The sequence below is a fragment of the Microbacterium sp. CFBP 8794 genome (genome assembly GCF_014841235.1).
Classification (GTDB): Bacteria; Actinomycetota; Actinomycetes; order Actinomycetales; family Microbacteriaceae; genus Microbacterium.
This window is the reverse complement of sequence record NZ_JACYTT010000002.1, coordinates 311906-328700: the sequence shown is the minus strand read 5'-3', so window position 1 is coordinate 328700 and position 16795 is coordinate 311906. Positions and strand designations below refer to the sequence as shown.

The 16795-nt window shown below is 69.4% G+C and carries 25 protein-coding genes; all 25 read left to right on the top strand.

The genetic code is table 11. The features are described from left to right. The first annotated feature begins 10 nt into the window (after window positions 1–10). The 25 genes from IFU19_RS05320 to IFU19_RS05200 all read left to right on the top strand — a co-directional run bounded on the left by IFU19_RS05320 (window position 11) and on the right by IFU19_RS05200 (window position 16793). The gene (locus tag IFU19_RS05320) at window positions 11–298 is read left to right on the top strand and encodes a hypothetical protein (protein ID WP_192013123.1); all 288 of its coding nucleotides are present in this window, start codon (window positions 11–13) and stop codon (window positions 296–298) included. Beyond that, window positions 295–1068, top strand: coding sequence for a hypothetical protein (locus IFU19_RS05315; protein ID WP_192013122.1), 774 nt, complete (start codon window positions 295–297; stop codon window positions 1066–1068). The genes IFU19_RS05320 and IFU19_RS05315 overlap by 4 nt, the downstream gene beginning before the upstream one ends. After that, a complete protein-coding gene (locus IFU19_RS05310) occupies window positions 1065–1433 on the top strand; it encodes a hypothetical protein (RefSeq protein WP_192013121.1) in 369 nt (122 codons plus the stop codon). The genes IFU19_RS05315 and IFU19_RS05310 overlap by 4 nt, the downstream gene beginning before the upstream one ends. After that, the gene (locus tag IFU19_RS05305) at window positions 1426–2763 is read left to right on the top strand and encodes a replicative DNA helicase (protein ID WP_192013120.1); all 1338 of its coding nucleotides are present in this window, start codon (window positions 1426–1428) and stop codon (window positions 2761–2763) included. Before IFU19_RS05310 ends, IFU19_RS05305 begins: the two co-directional genes overlap by 8 nt. Then, window positions 2754–3140 carry a single-stranded DNA-binding protein gene (locus tag IFU19_RS05300; protein ID WP_192013119.1) on the top strand — a complete coding sequence of 129 codons (387 nt, stop codon included), beginning with the start codon at window positions 2754–2756 and terminating at the stop codon, window positions 3138–3140. The genes IFU19_RS05305 and IFU19_RS05300 overlap by 10 nt, the downstream gene beginning before the upstream one ends. A 2-nt stretch (window positions 3141–3142) precedes the next feature. Continuing rightward, complete coding sequence (locus IFU19_RS05295) at window positions 3143–3397, top strand: hypothetical protein (protein WP_192013118.1); 255 nt, start codon at window positions 3143–3145, stop codon at window positions 3395–3397. Then, window positions 3394–3717: a hypothetical protein gene (locus IFU19_RS05290; protein WP_192013117.1), complete on the top strand. Its 324-nt coding sequence runs from the start codon at window positions 3394–3396 to the stop codon at window positions 3715–3717. Before IFU19_RS05295 ends, IFU19_RS05290 begins: the two co-directional genes overlap by 4 nt. Beyond that, window positions 3714–3974, top strand: a complete 261-nt coding sequence (locus IFU19_RS05285; RefSeq protein WP_192013116.1) for a hypothetical protein — start codon at window positions 3714–3716, stop codon at window positions 3972–3974. Before IFU19_RS05290 ends, IFU19_RS05285 begins: the two co-directional genes overlap by 4 nt. Continuing rightward, window positions 3971–4225 (top strand): hypothetical protein, encoded by a 255-nt coding sequence (locus tag IFU19_RS05280; RefSeq protein ID WP_192013115.1) that lies wholly within the window; start codon window positions 3971–3973, stop codon window positions 4223–4225. Before IFU19_RS05285 ends, IFU19_RS05280 begins: the two co-directional genes overlap by 4 nt. Further along, a complete protein-coding gene (locus tag IFU19_RS05275; RefSeq protein ID WP_192013114.1) occupies window positions 4222–4488 on the top strand; it encodes a glutaredoxin family protein in 267 nt (88 codons plus the stop codon). Before IFU19_RS05280 ends, IFU19_RS05275 begins: the two co-directional genes overlap by 4 nt. Continuing rightward, window positions 4485–7115 carry a DNA methyltransferase gene (locus IFU19_RS05270; protein ID WP_192013113.1) on the top strand — a complete coding sequence of 877 codons (2631 nt, stop codon included), beginning with the start codon at window positions 4485–4487 and terminating at the stop codon, window positions 7113–7115. The genes IFU19_RS05275 and IFU19_RS05270 overlap by 4 nt, the downstream gene beginning before the upstream one ends. After that, entirely contained in the window at window positions 7112–8971 is a 1860-nt protein-coding gene (locus IFU19_RS05265; RefSeq protein WP_192013112.1) for a DNA cytosine methyltransferase, read from the top strand. Before IFU19_RS05270 ends, IFU19_RS05265 begins: the two co-directional genes overlap by 4 nt. Further along, window positions 8968–9207 carry a helix-turn-helix domain-containing protein gene (locus IFU19_RS05260; RefSeq protein WP_192013111.1) on the top strand — a complete coding sequence of 80 codons (240 nt, stop codon included), beginning with the start codon at window positions 8968–8970 and terminating at the stop codon, window positions 9205–9207. The genes IFU19_RS05265 and IFU19_RS05260 overlap by 4 nt, the downstream gene beginning before the upstream one ends. Next, entirely contained in the window at window positions 9204–9392 is a 189-nt protein-coding gene (locus IFU19_RS05255; protein ID WP_192013110.1) for a hypothetical protein, read from the top strand. The genes IFU19_RS05260 and IFU19_RS05255 overlap by 4 nt, the downstream gene beginning before the upstream one ends. Window positions 9393–9394: 2 nt before the next feature. After that, window positions 9395–9946 carry a hypothetical protein gene (locus IFU19_RS05250; RefSeq protein ID WP_192013109.1) on the top strand — a complete coding sequence of 184 codons (552 nt, stop codon included), beginning with the start codon at window positions 9395–9397 and terminating at the stop codon, window positions 9944–9946. Then, window positions 9943–10548, top strand: a complete 606-nt coding sequence (locus IFU19_RS05245) for a hypothetical protein (RefSeq protein WP_191925762.1) — start codon at window positions 9943–9945, stop codon at window positions 10546–10548. The genes IFU19_RS05250 and IFU19_RS05245 overlap by 4 nt, the downstream gene beginning before the upstream one ends. Window positions 10549–10762: 214 nt before the next feature. Further along, a complete protein-coding gene (locus IFU19_RS05240) occupies window positions 10763–11041 on the top strand; it encodes a WhiB family transcriptional regulator (protein ID WP_441004766.1) in 279 nt (92 codons plus the stop codon). Further along, window positions 11038–11295, top strand: coding sequence for a hypothetical protein (locus tag IFU19_RS05235; RefSeq protein WP_192013108.1), 258 nt, complete (start codon window positions 11038–11040; stop codon window positions 11293–11295). The genes IFU19_RS05240 and IFU19_RS05235 overlap by 4 nt, the downstream gene beginning before the upstream one ends. Before the next feature lie 254 nt (window positions 11296–11549). Then, window positions 11550–11837 carry a hypothetical protein gene (locus IFU19_RS05230; protein WP_192013107.1) on the top strand — a complete coding sequence of 96 codons (288 nt, stop codon included), beginning with the start codon at window positions 11550–11552 and terminating at the stop codon, window positions 11835–11837. A 200-nt stretch (window positions 11838–12037) separates the two neighbouring features. Then, on the top strand, window positions 12038–12394 hold the full coding sequence (locus IFU19_RS05225) for a hypothetical protein (protein WP_199858603.1): 357 nt from the start codon (window positions 12038–12040) through the stop codon (window positions 12392–12394). A gap of 11 nt (window positions 12395–12405) precedes the next feature. Beyond that, window positions 12406–12765, top strand: coding sequence for a hypothetical protein (locus tag IFU19_RS05220; protein ID WP_192013106.1), 360 nt, complete (start codon window positions 12406–12408; stop codon window positions 12763–12765). Then, the gene (locus tag IFU19_RS05215; RefSeq protein ID WP_192013105.1) at window positions 12762–13115 is read left to right on the top strand and encodes a hypothetical protein; all 354 of its coding nucleotides are present in this window, start codon (window positions 12762–12764) and stop codon (window positions 13113–13115) included. Before IFU19_RS05220 ends, IFU19_RS05215 begins: the two co-directional genes overlap by 4 nt. Window positions 13116–13260: 145 nt before the next feature. After that, on the top strand, window positions 13261–14568 hold the full coding sequence (locus IFU19_RS05210; RefSeq protein WP_192013340.1) for a DNA methyltransferase: 1308 nt from the start codon (window positions 13261–13263) through the stop codon (window positions 14566–14568). Further along, on the top strand, window positions 14555–15184 hold the full coding sequence (locus IFU19_RS05205; protein ID WP_192013104.1) for a terminase small subunit: 630 nt from the start codon (window positions 14555–14557) through the stop codon (window positions 15182–15184). The genes IFU19_RS05210 and IFU19_RS05205 overlap by 14 nt, the downstream gene beginning before the upstream one ends. Next, window positions 15138–16793 carry a terminase gene (locus tag IFU19_RS05200; protein WP_192013103.1) on the top strand — a complete coding sequence of 552 codons (1656 nt, stop codon included), beginning with the start codon at window positions 15138–15140 and terminating at the stop codon, window positions 16791–16793. The genes IFU19_RS05205 and IFU19_RS05200 overlap by 47 nt, the downstream gene beginning before the upstream one ends. The last annotated feature ends 2 nt before the right edge of the window (window positions 16794–16795 follow it).

Here is a 16795-nt window from a genome sequence, read left to right as displayed (position 1 = left end):
GGGGTGGTCGATGCACCACCGGAAGCCGCGCGGCGCCGGCGGTGTGAAGGGTCGCGGGGCCGAGGTGTTCGCGTCCCCCGCGAACGCGCTGACGCTCTGCGGATCCGGGACGACCGGATGCCACGGCGACGCCGAGAAGAACCGGGACGTGGCGCTCGAGCGCGGGGTGCTGATCTCGCGTCTCGGCCGCGGCGCGGAGTTCGACCCGCCGCGAGTGCGGGTGCAGAGGAACGACAGAACTTGGTGGCTGCTCGACGAGAGCGGCCTGGCGAAAGAAGTGGAGAAGTCATGGGCGTGAGGCGTACGCACCTCGAGTTCGAGGGGCAGTTCACTCAGGTCCCGAACGCCTGGGCGCGCGACAAGAAGCTGTCGCGGAAGGCGCGCGGGCTGCTGGTCGAGATCATGTCGCACCGCGTCGGCTGGCGCGTGTCTATCTCGGGCCTGCAAGAGGCCGGCGTCGAGGGTCGCGACGCGATCAAGTCGGGCCTGGTCGAGCTGAAGAACCACGGATATCTGGTCGTGGCTCAGGGTCGCGGTGAGCGTGGCCGGTTCGAGGAAGTCGAGTACGAGCTGCACGATCCGGCGACCGGTGACGGATTATCCGCCCACGGTGGCACCGCTGACGGATTGTCCGCTGACGGGTCACCCGCTGACGGGTCAACCGCTAGCGGAAAATCCGCAGCCTATAAGAACACCAGTCCTCTAGAAGACCATCTGGAAGAAGACCATCTCTCAGAAGGTGCGATCGAGCTGGTGGCGGCGGTGTCGTTCGACGACTTTTGGGCGGTATGGCCGCGGAAGGTCGCGAAGCCGGATGCTCGTCGGGCGTGGGACCGCGCGCTGGCGAAGGTCTCGGGTGAGGTGGTGCTTTCGGCGGCCGTCGCCCACCGCGACAACCCCGGTCGTCCCGAGACGCAGTTCATCCCGCATCCGGCCACGTGGATCAACCGCGAGGGGTGGAACGACGAGCTGCCGCAGCTTCGGGCTGAGCGCTTGGGTGCCGTCGACGCTGGGCGCCGCGCCGCCGAGCTGATCGCTGAGCATGACCGTCTGGCGGTCAGCGCATGAACGCCCAGGAAGCGAACGTGCTGCTGACGAAGGCGGCGCTGCTCGACGGCCGGTTCCGTCGCGCGCCCGAGGATCTCGCGCAGATGTCGATCGAGTGGTCGCTGGTGCTCGGCGACGTGCACCTCGGCCCGGCGATCGACGCTCTGCGGATCCACTACCGCGGCAGCGCGCAGATGATCATGCCGTCCGACGTGCGCGCCATCACCGACGACATGGCCCCGGACGCCGCTGTGCGCCTCGCAGACGGCCCCCAGTGGCTCCGCGCGCACGGCGTGGACGCCGAACGGTTCCAGGCGCGTCTCGCGGCCGGTGAGCGTCCGACGCGCATCCTGCGCGAGCTCGGCGCGGGGGTGGGCGATGAGTGAAGTGACGGTGCCCTACGACCTCGCGGCGGAGCGCGCAGTACTCGGCGCGGCGATGCTGTCGACAGCCGTGCTCGACGACGTGCTCTCGGTGGTCGAGCCGGGCGACATGTACGACCCGAAGCACGAGACGGTGTTCGCCGCGATCCGCCGCCTGCACGACTCGAACGCACCGACCGACGTCGTCGCCGTCGTGGACGACCTACTGCGCGCAGGTGACGTGAAGGGCACCCTGGACGCCGCGTACGTGCACGAGCTGACGTCGCAGGTCACCACGGCCGCGAACGGCGGCTACTACGGCGACATCGTGCACCAGCACGCCATCCGTCGGCGCCTGCTCGAGGTCGGCACGAACATCGCGCACATCGCCTCGGATACGGGCATCGGTGCGCTCGAAGCGGTCGAGCTGTCGCGCGAGAAGGTCGATGCGATCGGCGCCAACGCTGCGGTCGACGTCCGACAGTTCGGCGACTACCTCGCGTCCTACGTCCAGGGCCTGGATGAGAAACCGAAGTACGTGCCCACCCCGTGGTGGGAGGTCAACAACCACCTCGGCGGCCTCCGCGCGGGCGGCCTGTACGTCGTCGGCGCGCGCCCCGGCCAGGGCAAGTCGATCCTCGGTCTTCAGATGGCGCTGCGTCTCGCGAAGGAGGGGCCCGTCGCGTTTTGCTCGCTGGAGATGTCGAAGGACGACATCATGTCGCGCTGGGTCGCGCAGCTCGCCCAGGTGTCGCTGCACTCGCTCGTGAACCACGAGGTGTCGAAGACGTCGTGGCAGAACCTGGCGATGGTGCGCTCGCAGATCGCGGACACGCCGCTGTTCGTGTCGACGTCCGACGAGGTCTCGACGATCACCCAGGTCCGTGCGTTCGCCCGGTCCGTCGCGCGCCGCGCGCCGAAGGGGCAGCGTCTCGCCGGCGTCGTCGTGGACTACCTGCAGTTGCTCACGTCGGGGGAGCGGGTCGAGTCCCGCCAGATCGAGGTCGCCGGGTTCTCCCGCGCGCTGAAGCTGCTGGCGCAGTCGCTCGGCGTGCCCGTCATCGCGCTGTCGCAGCTCAACCGCGGTTCCACGACGCGCAAGTCGAACCGTCCGACGCTCGCGGATCTGCGCGAGTCGGGCGCCATCGAGCAGGACGCGGACGCAGTGATCCTGCTGCACCGCGACGAACAGAACTCCCCGTCCCGGCTCGACCTGGACATCGCCAAGAACCGGCAGGGGCAGCAAGGGCGCATGTCGCTGCAGTGGGAGGGCACCTTCTCCCGCGTGGTGTCGCGCGCATGGTCACCGTCGACGCTCGTCGACGACAACGGAGGGAACAGCACATGGCAGTGAAGACGATTGTCGGCCGTCTCGGGGGAGTCCCCGAGGTCCGCGCCGCCGCAGGCAAGCACGTCGCGACGTTCAGCGTCGCGGACACAAAGCGCCGTTTCAACCGCGAGAAGAACGACTGGGAGGACGAGTTCACCATCTGGCACGACGTCGAGTCGTGGCAGGGGGCGGATGCGCTGGCGCAGCTCACGCGCGGCACGCTCGTCGTCGTCGTGGGCGAGGAGCGCGACGCGTCGTACGAGAACCGCGAAGGCAAGCAGGTCCGCAAGATCATCGTCCGCGCGAGCACCGTCGGCACGGTCGTCCGTGACGCGCCGCAGCAGCAGGCCCCCGCCGGCGGCGGATGGACGACGCCCGCGAACTCGGGGGAGGCGTTCTGACCATGGCATCGAACACCCCGCCAACCGGAGGCTCCGGCGTCTCCCGGGCGAAGCGCAACCGCACCCAGGTCGAGGCGATCGACGACCTCACCGCGCAGATCCGTCTCAGCAACCAGCTCACCGCTCTCGCCCTCCCGGCGGCGGTGCTGAGGCACGACGACAAGCAGTACTCGAACCCGGCCACGAAGGCCGCGGTCGAGGAGAAGAACCGGCGCCGCGCCGACGTGCGTGCCGTCCTCGGATGGGAGCAGTCATGACCGAACGAATCGACCATGCGCGACTTGCGCGGGAGAACCTCAATGTCGTCGGCAGCAGGCCGATGCTCCCGGAGGTGGCGAGTGTAACCGCAACCGCAGCTCTGGTGCACGCGACTCTCGCGCTCGTCGAGCAGCAGCGCATCGCCAATCTCATCTCGTTGATGCAGATGCAGACCGAGTGCGACGAGACCACGGAGTACCTCGCTGGAGAGGCGATGCACGCTCTGATCGACTTCGAGCGAACTCCGGCGACCCCGTTCGGTGGACCGGATGAGCACCCCGTAATTCGCAGCGACATCCGAGAGGGGCTCGGACTGTGAGCATCGAGGCCGATATCACCGTTGTCGTCGCGAAGGTCGAGGTCGGCAACGACTACGACGTCGAGCTGACGACGACGGATCCGCTGACGGGTGATCAGGCGACGATCTCGCTGACGCCGGCACAGGCGGGGGAGCTCGCGGACGAGTTGCGCATGACCGCAGCCGCGGCGAACGAGGCGCGCGCGGTGGACGACGTCGCGCGCGCGGACGTCACGGCGTCGCACGCCTTCGATATCGATTGGCCGGTGCAGTCATGAGCCTCGCAGTCACGGCCATCGAGCGCGAGCGCAACAAGATCCTGCACGAGCTTGAGGAGTATGACCGCGCTGACGTGCAGCGTCTTGCCTCTAAGACGCGGGATGCGCGCAAGGCTCTTGCCGACTCCGAGGCGCTCGAACGATCCGCTCGCGACAAGGTCGCGGAGAAGGAAGCGCAGGTCGGCGAGCTGAACGCCGCGATCCATCGCCTCAACGGCACGCGACCCACCGCAGATCGACCGCAGGCATGAGCGTCGTCACCGTCTGGACCAAGCCCATCTGCGGGCAGTGCATCGCCGTGAAGGCCGCGCTCACCACCGCGAAGGTCCCGTTCGTCGAGCGCGACCTCACTGCGCCGGATGCCGCCAACGACCTGAAGTACTTCCGCAGCATCGGCCTGGCATCCGCGCCCATCACCGAGTACGGCGACAAGGCCGTGCCCGGCTTTCTCCCTTCCGAGATCCGCGAGGTCATCGACCTATGGCGATCCGACCACCCCGTGGAGCAGACATGAACACCCTCCTCAAGCTCGACACCGGCAACGACGGCTCCCTCGACTACGACGGCTTCCTCCGCGAGAAGGTCCGCTTCGACCGGTCGTACGGATTCTCCGTGCCCGACGAAGCGCTGTCGCCGATCTTTCAGCCGGAGCACCCGCTCTACCAGCCGCACCAGGCCGCGGTCGTCCACTGGGCCGTCGAGGGCGGCCGGCGCGCGATCTTCGCCCGGTACGGGCTCGGCAAGTCGGTCATGCAGCTCGAAGTACTCCGCCTGATCGTCGAGCACGCCGCAGACCACGGCACCCCCGACGCGTTCGGGCGGCTCGTGCGCCGCGGCCTCATCGTCGCGCCGCTCGGCGTCCGCTTCGACATCGTGCGCGACGGCCGCGACCTGCTCGACGTCGAGGTGCGCTTCGTCCGCACCACCGCCGAGGTCGACCCCACCTGGTCGGGCCTGTACGTCACGAACTACGAGTCGGTCCGCGACGGGAAGCTCGACGTCGACCTGTTCACCGCCGTCTCCCTCGACGAGGCCGCAGTACTCCGATCGTTCGGATCAGAGACCTACCAGCGGTTCCTCGTCCTCTTCGCCGACACCCCGTTCCGGTTCGTCGCCACCGCCACCCCATCACCGAACCGGCACAAGGAGCTGATCCACTACGCCGGGTTCCTCGGCATCATGGACACCGGCGCCGCCCTCACCCGGTTCTTCCAGCGCGACTCGTCCAAGGCCGGGAACCTCACCCTCTACCCGCACAAGAAGCGCGAGTTCTGGCTGTGGCTCAACACCTGGGCATGCTTCCTACAGCGGCCGTCCGACCTCGGCTACTCCGACGCCGGCTACGCGCTCCCCGAGCTGCGCGTGCACTGGGACGAGGTGCAGGTCGGCATCCTCTCCGACCAGGTCGACCGCGACGGGCAGGGCGTGCTCGTCCGCGGCGGCGCAATGTCGCTCGTGGACGCCGCGCGCGAGAAGCGCCGCACCCTCGACGCCCGAGTCGCCCGGGCGATGACGATCGTGCGCGAGCACTTCGGGCGACCCCTGCCCGGTCAGATCCTGCTCTGGTGCGACCTGAACGACGAGCAGACAGCGCTTGAGCGGGCGCTCGCCGACGAGGGCCTCACGTACTCGTCCGTGCACGGGGGCCTCACCGACGACCAGATCGAGCAGCAGCTCGGCTCGTGGCTGGCGGGGGAGACGTACGCGCTCATCGGTAAGCCCGTGCAGCTCGGCCGCGGACTGAACCTGCAGCAGTGCAGCACCGCGGTGTTCGTCGGCATCACGCACAAGTACGAGCAGGTCGTCCAGGCCGTGCACCGCATCCACCGCTTCGGCCAGACCCAGGAGTGCAACGTGCACCTGATCTACGCCGAGACCGAGTCGGAGGTGCGCGCCGTGCTCGAGACGAAGTGGGTAGAGGACGATCGCCTCACCGACACCATGTCCGACGTCCTCCGCGAGTTCGGCCTCTCGGCATCCGCGATCTCCGCCGAGCTCACCCGCGCGATGGGCGTCGAGCGCCAGGCGCACACCGGCAACGACTGGACGATCGCGCTGAACGACTCCGTCGTCGAAGCCCGCGACCACCTCGAGGCGGACTCCGTCGGCCTGATGGTCACCAGCATCCCCTTCGGCAACCATTACGAGTACTCCCCGAACTACGCCGACTTCGGCCACACCGACGACAACGCCCACTTCTGGTGGCAGATGGACTACCTCACCCCGTCGCTCTACCGCGCGCTCATGCCTGGCCGGATCCTCGCCGTGCACGTCAAGGACCGGCAGCTTTTCGGCTCCGTCACCGGCGCCGGCGTCTACACCGTCAGCGAGCTGCACGCCGAAGCGATCGCGCACTACCGCCAGCACGGGTTCGACTACTACGGCGCCATAACCGTCACCACCGACGTCGTCCGCGAGAACAACCAGACCTACCGACTGGCGTACTCGAAGATGCTGAAGGACCACACGCCGATGGGCGTCGGCTCACCCGAGTACGTGCTGCTGTTCCACAAGCCGCAGAGCGACCGCTCGAAGGGCTGGGGCGACGTCCGCGTCGTCAAGGAACGCGCGCAGTACTCCGTCGGCCGGTGGCAGATCGACGCGGCCGCGGACTGGCGTGTATCCGGCGACCGTCTGCTCACCCTCGACGAGATCGCCGCGCTGTCGCCCGGCGCGCGCACGAAGCTCTTCACCGAGCAGTCGCTCCGGTCGGTCTACGACCACGAGCAGCACGTCGCGCTCGCCGAGCGGATGCTGGCCGTCAACTCTCTGCCCGGCACCTTCGCGGCGCTCGTGCCCGGCTCGCCGGCGCCGAACGTCTGGCACGACATCCTCCGCATCGAAACCCTCAACGGAGAGCAGAAGCGCCGCGCCGTCGAGAACCACATCTGCCCGTTCCCGCTCGACATCCCTCGCCGCCTCATCCGCACGTACTCGAATTCCGGCGACCTGGTCTACGACCCGTTCAGCGGACTCGGGTCGACCGTGCTCGAAGCCGTGCGCCAGGGCCGCCGCGGCTACGGATCCGAGCTGAACCCGGCATCCGTCGCCGACTCGCTCGTCTACCTCGAGCGCCACGACCGCGAGCAGGGCGTCCCGACCCTGTTCGACCTGCTCGACCAGGAATGGACTGCAGCATGACCCCGCGCATCGGCACCAGCGACGTCACCATGTCGGACTACTACTGCGGAGCCGGCGGCTCGTCGACGGGCGCCGTCGCCGTCGGCGTCCGCGTCGCCATGGCCGTCAACCACTGGGACCTGGCGATCGCCACGCACAACACGAACCACCCCGACACCGACCACGACAAGGCCGACATCAACAAGGCCGACCCCGCCCGCTACCCGCGCACCACAATCGGCTGGTTCTCACCCGAGTGCACCTACTGGTCGCAGGCGCGCGGCGAGAAGCTCCCCGACGGGCAGCTCGCGTGGGACTTCTTCGGCGACAGCGTCCCGAACGAGGCCGCCGACCGCTCCCGCATGGGCATGTGGGACGTGCCGCGCTTCACCGCGCACCACGGATACGAGATCGTCATCGTCGAGAACGTGCCCCGCGTCGTCAAGGGCGTCCAGTGGGGCGCGTGGCTCCGCAGCATGCACGACCTCGGCTACCTCCACGAGGTCATCTGGCTCAACAGCATGCACGCCGCCGGCGCCGGTCCCGCCGCACCGCAGTCCCGCGACCGCGTCTACATCGTCTTCTGGAAAGCCGGGAACCGCCGCCCCGACTTCGACAGCTGGATCCGGCCCGAGGCGATCTGCCCCGAGCACGGTCTGATCCGCTCGGCCCAGGTGCTGAAGCCGAAGGGGTCGCCCATGAAGACCTACGGCGCGCAGTACACCCTGCGCTGCCCCAACGTCGAATGCAACACCGAGGTGTTCCCCGCCGTCGCCGGAGCTGACACGATCATCGACTGGTCGAAGCGCGGCATCCGCATCGGGGACCGCAAGACGCGCGGCATGGACGAGCTCGCGGACAAGACCATGCTCCGCACCTTCCACGGCGTGCGCCGCCACTGGGCGCAGCCGATGGTCATCGAGGCCGCCGGGAACACGTACGACGCCACGAGCCCGCGGCACCCGCAGCACCTCGACCCGGACGCCTACTACCGCGCCTGGCCCGCCGACGAGCCGCTCCGCACCCTCCACACGACGTCGTCGAAGGGACTCATCGTCCGTGGGGAGGGGAACACGACGCCCGCGCGCGCCGTAGAGGAGCCCATCGGCGCCATCACCGCGGCCGGGTCGCAGTTCCTCGCCGCATCGCCGCTCGTGGTGCCCTATCGCTCCGGTAGCCGCGCGCGCACGGCGGATGCCCCGCTGCCGACCGTGACGACCGTCGACGGCGCGGCGCTGCTCGTGCCGGTGGAGGGGCGCGACGGCAAGACCGCGCGCCTGGCATCCGGGCCCATGCGCACGCAGTCGACGAGGAACGAGACGGGTCTGCTCGTCCCCGTCGGCGGGACGTGGCGCCGCGACGCCGCAACGACCGCCCGACCGCTCGCCTCCCGCACCACGCGCGAGACCGACGCGCTCGTCGTCCCGCTTCGGAACCACGGCACCGCGAAGACCGCCGCCGAGCCGATCGACACCGTCGCGGCATCCGGCAACCACCACGCACTCGTCATGCGGAACAACGGCGGCCCGGCCGAGTCCGGCTGGCAGACCACGGCGGCCGCGGAGCCGCTGCGCACCCTCACGACCGGCGGGCACCAGTCGCTCATCGACACCGATCACCCGCCCGTCGTCGAGACGACGCTGACCGACGACGAGATCTGGCAGCTCGTCTACGACGCCGAGTTCCGCATGCTCGAGCCCGACGAGATCAAGCGCGGCATGGCCTTCGCCTCGGGATACGTGCTGCTCGGCAACAAGCGCGAGCAGGTCCGCATGGCGGGGAATGCTGTCACGCCGAACGCTGCCCGCGACATCATCGCCGCGTGCGTCGAGTCCCTCGGCTACGACGTTCGCTCGACCCTGGCGCTCGCAGCATGAGCCGCCACCTGACGGACGCCGACCGCGCCCGAATCGAAGCACTCCGCGCCGAGGGCATGCCCGCGACGTGGATCGCGGAAGACCTCGGCGTGCACCCGAACACGATCCGACTGGCCGTGGCGGCGAATCCTGCTCAGGCAGCGGCGTGGCGAGCCGACTTCCAGCACATCAGACGCAACGCGGAGCTGTTCGCTCTGCACTGCGAGATCGCACCAGCAAAGAGGGGGAACCGATGAGCGTCGTCATCGAAGCACAGAAGCCAGGCGAGTGCGAGTCCTGCACCTACGGCATCCGCCCCGGGCAGAACATCACGCCGGCGCCCAACGGATGGGAGCACACGCAGTGCCCACAGGCCCGGCAGGTCTGCTCGGTCTGTTTCATCGAAGTCGCCATGAACGGAGCATGCTCGTGCGAATCCTGACCGTGCGCCAGCCGTGGGCGTGGGCGATCGTCCACGGCGGCAAGACCGTCGAGAACCGGACCCGCAACCTCGCGGGAAGCTACAGGGGGCCGATCGCCATTCACGTCGCCCTGCGCGAGGACGAAGCCGGATGGGAAGACCCAACCTTCCGGAAGGCGTGGGCCAGCTCGCCAGCGATGACGGCCCTCAAGAGCTTCTACCGACCGCTCAGCCCCATGTGGGCGCACTTCGGGCAAATCATCGGCGTCGTCGATCTCGTCGATGTGCACGCCGCGCTCGACTGCATGACGCAGGACCGCGATGGCGACTGGAAGGTCTGCACCGAGTGGAGCGAGCGCGCCGGCCACCACCTCGTGCTGGCGAACCCGCGCGCCCTGGACGAGCCGATCCCGTGGAAGGGCGGGCTCAGCCTCCGCCGTTCGCCATTCAGCGTCCACGGGAACACGCTCATCGAGCAGGTCGACGGCTGCACATGCGGAGCGGGTCGCATCTCGTACCAGCACGAGCCCATGTGCGGGTTCGAGCTCGCCGCTCACCTGAAGGCAGCCGCATGACCATTCCCCTCGACGCGATCGACCCGGAAGCCGGATACCGCCAGTGGGTCGAGCAGTACCTCTGGCACGTCGACCAGCTCCCCAACGTCGTCCAGGCCGTCGGAACAGTCGCTATGGCGCCGCAGCGGCTCCGCGCGGCGCAGCTCCGCGAGCGCGTCTCGGGCGGAGGGTTCATCGACAACATGCCGGTCGTCGACGGCCCCGAGTCCCGCAACGCGGCCGCGGTCTGGCAGGCCCTTCGCGCGTACCTCTCGGTCGCAGCATCCCGACTCGGCGTGGAGGCGCCCGCGCTGCCGCCGTCGCTCCCGGACGAACCGGACCTCGCGCGGCAGTGGGCGTTCGCTGCGAACGAGTGGATGGCGGCATGGGTCGAGCACATCCTGAGCTGGCCCGACCTCGCCGAGAAGGAAGGGGAACTCTTCCGCCTCATCCGCCGCGCGCGAACCCGCCTCGACACCGGCACCGTCCGCCGCGCCCGCCCTGCCGTGTGCGAGCTCTGCGGCGAGGCTGGCGTGACCGTCGACTGGGAGGAAGGCCCCGACGGTCCCGTGCTGCTCCGCTCGTGCCAGGTGTGCCACCACCGTCCCGGGGGCGACGCGTGAGCGCGGGTCCGATCGCGCAGGACCGTCGCGCGCACACCGTGGCGTTCTCGTCGACGGCGGACAACGCACGGGTGTGCGTCCGCGTGAAAGACACGGGGCGCGGCTACTGCGGCCGCAAGACGACACCCGCGAAGTCGACCTCGGAATGGGGCGCGGTCTCGTGCTCCGACTGCGAGGCCGCGCGCCGCGCCGACCTGGCAGCGGGGGCTTGCTGATGTTCGCCACCGAGGGGGAACCGCGGCGCGCGTGGTCAGATGGCGGGATGCTGGCGCCGGAGCCGTGGGTGGCGGACGCCGCGTGCGCGGAGATGGACCCGGAGGCGTTCTTCCCGGAGCGGGGCGACTCGACGGTCGACGCGAAACGCATCTGCCGCTCGTGCCCGGTGCAGCCGGAGTGCCTGGCGTACGCGCTTAGGAGGAACGAGCCCGACGGCATCTGGGGTGGCAAGTCGCGACGCGAGCGCAGCGCCATTCTGCGGAAACGGGAGCCATGACGAAGCTCACCTACCGTGAGGCCGCCGCGCGGGTGAAGCGGTCCCGCCGCTCCATCCGGCGCTGGCACCTCAACGGCATGCGCATGGGGTGGGAGGTCCGAGAGGGACAGCGGGTGCGCGTCGTCGAGCTGAGCGTGCTGCTCGCCTGGTGGCGACAGAGGCTCAAGAACGACCCCGTGCACCAGCAGCGCCTCCGAGCGAAACGAGCCGCGGAGACAGCCGGACAGGACTCCCCAGAACCAATTTCGAGCTGATGTTGACAGCATCCCGTTGGCCGCCCCTACATTCATGGTTAGCAAGGTGTCTGACACGGACACCACCCCGAAGGCCCCGCCGAGCACATCCGCTCCGGGGCCTTCGGCATCCCACCTGAACGAGACGACCCCGACCAGCGCGCCAACGCCGATCGGGGTCTGACCCACCATCGACTGCAATCGATTGGAGGGCTGCCGTGGAGCCTATCCGCGACCCCCGACATGGCTCTTTCGCCTCCATCAACCGGGCCAACATGACCCTGCTGCAGGATCAGCGAGACCGCGCCGGGCTCACCCAACTCGCCGACGTGCTCGACACGTCACCCCACCCCGACGGGCCCGAACTCGCGCGGGAAGCGCGCGCCGCCGTCGACTGGCTCGACGCCACCGCCCCCCGCACCGTCACCGTGGGCGACGCGCACGGCATCCGCGTCGGCGACATCCTCCGATACGAACGCGACGGATATCCGCTCGAGGGCGTCGTGATCGACACGGACGGCCACACGGCCACCACGAACCTCGGCGACCACGTCGCCCTCTGATCCACCGGCCGGGAGTTCGAGACTTCGGAGCAGGCGCGCATGATCGAGACGCGCCTCCCACTCCTTCCGGCCGGTGTCTGACTGGCGTCAACGCGGAGCTGCCTGCCGCGAAGGACCCCCGCGGGGTACCTGCGCCACATCTGAGGGGCGCCGATGGACCGACCACGGCGCCGGCGCCCCTCACATCTTCGGAGGTGCTGATGGACGAGTACTCCGACACGGCCACCCTCGGTCCCGGCGCCGTCAAGGCCCGCAGCGACAGCCGCCGCATGCACGAGCTGCGCCAGCAGTTCTTCGAAGAGGGGAAGCGTCTCGACGCTGAGGGCGACCCGGAAGCGAACTGCCACATCTGCAAGGGCGGCATCGACTACGACGCCGGTGCGGGCACGACTCCCGAGTCCCACAACCTCGACCACTACTACCCGTACTCGACGCACCCCGAGCTGTACGAGGACTGGGACAACTTCCGACACAGCCACACCCTCTGCAACCAGACCAGGGGCAACGGCGCGATCGACGGTGGCGGGCTCGGCGAGCTCGTCCCCGACTGGTGGTGAGGAGGTCTCCGATGAGCGGACGTGAACTCGACCCCGACGGCACCGACAGCCACCACCCTGAGCACCCGTGGGAGCAGGCTGGCCACGTGCTGTACCTGCCGCCGCAGCAGCGCACGATGCTGAACTGGCCTCCCGAGCCTGCGTATCCCGCCGGCCCGCACGAGGCGAAGCAGTGGGACCGCCTGCCCGTGCGGGTGGCACCTGAGCCCTCATGGCGACGCGAATACGGCGGCCTGTCGGCGAAGCCCAACACGGTCGGCCTCCGCTGCGCGCTCGGCATCCACCGCTGGGGGTACTCCGGGAACGCCTACACCCAGGCACCCGCCACCATCCGCTGCGAACGCTGCGGCCAGGAGAAGAGGAACCGATGAACCGATACGCCGCCGCCGGGATCAACGCGGACGCCTTCAAGGGGAAGCGGATCATCGTCGTCACCCAGGACACGACGCTCTCGCGAGAAGCACTCGACCAGATCGCCCAGGCCGCACCCCTCGGCGTCGACGTCACCGTCCGCCGAGCCAACGGCGCAGAGAGAGTCAGCTACCCCACCACCGGGGGAGAGGTCATCATCCGCTCGCACCGTCAGGGCACCCGAGGCGTGAGCGCCGACGTCCTGTACCTCGACGAGGGAGTGGACGCCCTGGTACGCGACACGCACGCGTGGGAGTCCCTGTGCGCCTCCCTCAACGGCTCCCAGCACGCCGAGGTCATCCGCTCCTGACCACCAACCCGCCCCCCTCAAAAAATCCAGCATCCCCAACACCCACGGACGCGACCTCCGGACTCGCTTCCTCTCTCCCCTGGGGTTGTGGGTACCCCCATCGCGCACGCGCGCACGCACGAGACTTCGAAGGACGGTGATCTGGGTGGACGAATCGACGCTGAGCCGCCTGCAGGTCGTCCAGTTCGGCGTGGGGGAGCTGTCGCTGTTCCACCGGAACCCTCGTCGCGGTGACGTGCGCGAGATCGCGAAGTCGCTGACCGCGCACGGGCAGTACCGCCCGCTCGTGGTGAACGTGGGGACGCTCACGGGGCGGGCGAACGAGATCCTGGCGGGGAACCACACGTTCCTCGCGGCGTGTTCGCTCGGGTGGGAGACGGTGCAGGCCACGACGGTCGACGTCGACGACGTCACGGCGACGCGGATCGTCCTGGCGGACAACCGGCTGGCCGACCTCGGCTCGTACGACGACGCCGACCTGGTGGCCGCGCTGGCATCCGCGGGCGACCTCGACGGGACCGGCTACACGCAGGGCGACCTCGACGCGCTGATCGCCGAGCTGTCGACGCCCGTGTCGCTCACCGATCCCGACGACGTGCCCGACCGCCCGGACCCGGCAGACGCGATCTCGTGTGCTGGCGACGTCTGGCACCTCGGCGAGCACCGCCTGCTCGTCGGCTCGTCGGGCGACCTCGACGCCGTGCGCGCCGCGGCCGCCGGCGTCACCTTCGACTGCTGCTGGACCGACCCGCCCTACGGCGTCGAGTACAAGGGCGGCACGGGCCTCCGCATCCAGAACGACGGCGCGGATGCCTCGATCGCTGTGTCCGTGGCGTTCCTCGAAGTCGCCGCGGCCGTGTGCCGTCCCGGCGCGCCCATCTACGTCGCGCACTCCGACGTGCTGCGCGTGCCCCTGCAGACGGCGATGGAGCGCCTCGGCATCCGGTACCGCCAGACGCTGATGTGGGTGAAGGACCGGTTTGTCCTCTCGCGCGCCGACTACCACTACCAGTCCGAGCCCATCGCTGAGGGTGTCATCGGCGACGCCGCGCCCCGAGACTTCGACCCCATCGCCTACGGCTTCACCGCAGACGGCACGGGGCGGCTCGGTCGCGGCGGCGACCACTGGCACGGCGACAACCGCTCATCCACCGTGTTCGACATCGCGCGCCCGTCGCGATCGGCGGTGCACCCGACCATGAAGCCGGTCGAGCTCGTCGAGGCGATGCTGACGAACTCGTGCGCCCCGGGCGCATGGGTCATCGACGGCTTCGGGGGGTCAGGGTCGACCATGATCGCCGCGCACCGACTCGGCCGGAAGGCACTGCTCGTCGAGCTGGACCCGACGTATGCCGACGTCATCTGCCGACGCTTCCAGGAGCACACCGGGACGGTCCCCGTCCGCGACGGTGTGCCCGTCGACTTCACCGGGACCGCGGATGCCGGCGCCTGACCAGAAGAAGGCGTTCGCGCTGTTCCGTGCCGCGGTGCCGTACGAGCAGATCGCCGTGCAGCTCTCGTGCACGCTCACGCAGGCCAAGGCGGCCGTGCAGAAGGCGATCGCGGCATCCACCGTCGCGCTCGACCAGACGGCGGCCCGCATCATCGACCTCGAGCGGATCGACGCGCTGCACCGCGCGCACTGGCAGAAGGCCATCAACGGCGACGCCGCGGCGACCGACCGCGTCGTGAAGCTCATGCAGGAGCGTCAACGGCTGCTGGGCGAGCCCACGCGGGTCAAGGACGCCATCACCGACGCCTTCGAGAACACGTTGCGCGAGATCCCGACCACGGCCGCGGACGAGGCGCTCATCGCGTCCTGCCGTCAGGTGGCTCGCCAGATCGACCACGCCGTCGCGAACGGCACGTCGCTCGAAGCGACGAAGGCGCTGTACCTGCTGCCGCACCTGTGGAACGGGCTCCGCGAGCTGGGCGCCACGCCCGCCGCTCGCGCCGCCCTCAACGCGTCGATCCCGCCCCCGAGCACGGAGGCCGCGGTCGAGCCTCCGAAGGAGGGCCCAGTTGACCTCGACGACTGGAAGAACCGCAACCGCGGATCCGCAGGGTGACTACTCCGACCTGCGCGGCAGCGAGGAGCCCCGCCTGTGGACGCGCCCGCTGCGCCCGCTGACGCCGGAGACGTCGCTCGGGTTCGAGGTGATCGAGTTCGCGCTCGTGTTCCTCAAGGTCGCGCTGTACCCATGGCAGAAGTGGCTGCTCATCCACGCGCTTGAGCTGAACCCCGACGGCACCTTCCGGTTCCGCCGCGTCATCGTGCTCGTCGCGCGCCAGAACGGCAAGAGCATGCTCGCCGCGGTGCTCGCCGCTTGGTGGCTGTTCGTCGACGCTGACCGCTTCGAGGAACGGCTACCCCCGTTCCGGTTCAAGGTGCTCGGCACCGCGCAGAACCTCGACACCGCCCAGGACGTGTGGAACCTCACCGGCCGCTGGTGCGACACCGAGAACGACGGGCACGTCCCCTCGCTCGCGAAGGCCGTGCAGAAGCTCCAGCGGAAGAACGGCCAGCCCGGCATCTACCTCCGCAACGGCGCCCACTACGAGGTCCGCGCGGCATCCCGAAAGGGCGGCCGCGGCAAGTCCGCCGCCCGAGTCCTGATGGACGAGATGCGCGAGCAGCAGACGTGGGACGCGTGGGACTCGGTCGCGCAGACCACCAAGGCCGTGTTCAACTCGCAGCTCTGGGGCATCTCGAACGCCGGCGACGTCCGCTCCGTCGTGCTCCGCAAGCAGCGCGAGACTCGCATCGCCGAGATCGAGGACTGGCTGTCCCGCGGGCTCGACGAGCTGGAGGCGTACGCCAACGGCGAGCTGGTCGCTCCCACCTCAGCGCTCTTCGAATGGTCGGCGCCCGACGGATGCCGGCTCGACGACGTCGACGCGATCCTCCAGGCGAACCCGAGCATCGGGTACGGCGAGATCACCGTCGAGATGTGCCTCCAAGACTCCCGCGACATGCTCGAGGCGTCCTACCGCACAGAGGTGCTGTGCCAGTGGGTCACGTCCAAGGTCCAGTCGTACATCTCGCCGCGGGATTGGCGGCCGCGTCGCGTCCTGCCCGCCGAGGTCAGCGTCGCGCGCGGCTCGCGCACGGTATGGGCGCTCGACACCAGCGAGGACGACATGACCTGGCTGGCCGCTGCAGTACTCACCACCGACGGCCGCCCGTTCGTCACGACGCGCGTGAAGCGCACCGGGATGCTGTGGGTGCCGAAGTTCATGGCCGACCTTGCCAAGAAGTCAGGCCACCGCGAGGTGGTCGTGCAGAGCCGCGGATGCCGCGCCGCGGAGTTCGCGCCCCTGCTCGAAGAGGCGGGCCTCGTCGTGCACGCGCTCGACGGCGGACAGTTCGCCCACGCGACCGCGCGCATGCGTGACCGCGTCCGCGATCGCCAGCTCGTCGTCGTCGAGCAGCCGGACATCGACACGGCCGTCGAGGGCGGCGTGGTCATGGATTACGCCGACAACAAGGCGTGGTCGCGTCGCAAGTCGAAGCCCGTCGACATCTCCGGCCTCGTCGCCGAGAGCGAGGCGCTGTACGGCCTCGAAATGCTCACGCCTCCACCGCCCGAGAGGGTCGCGCCCCCACCGCCTGCTGCGCAGCTCGTCGCCCGCGACGTGACGCCCCAGACCGGTTGGGCGAGCTTCTCCCGCCCCTGAAC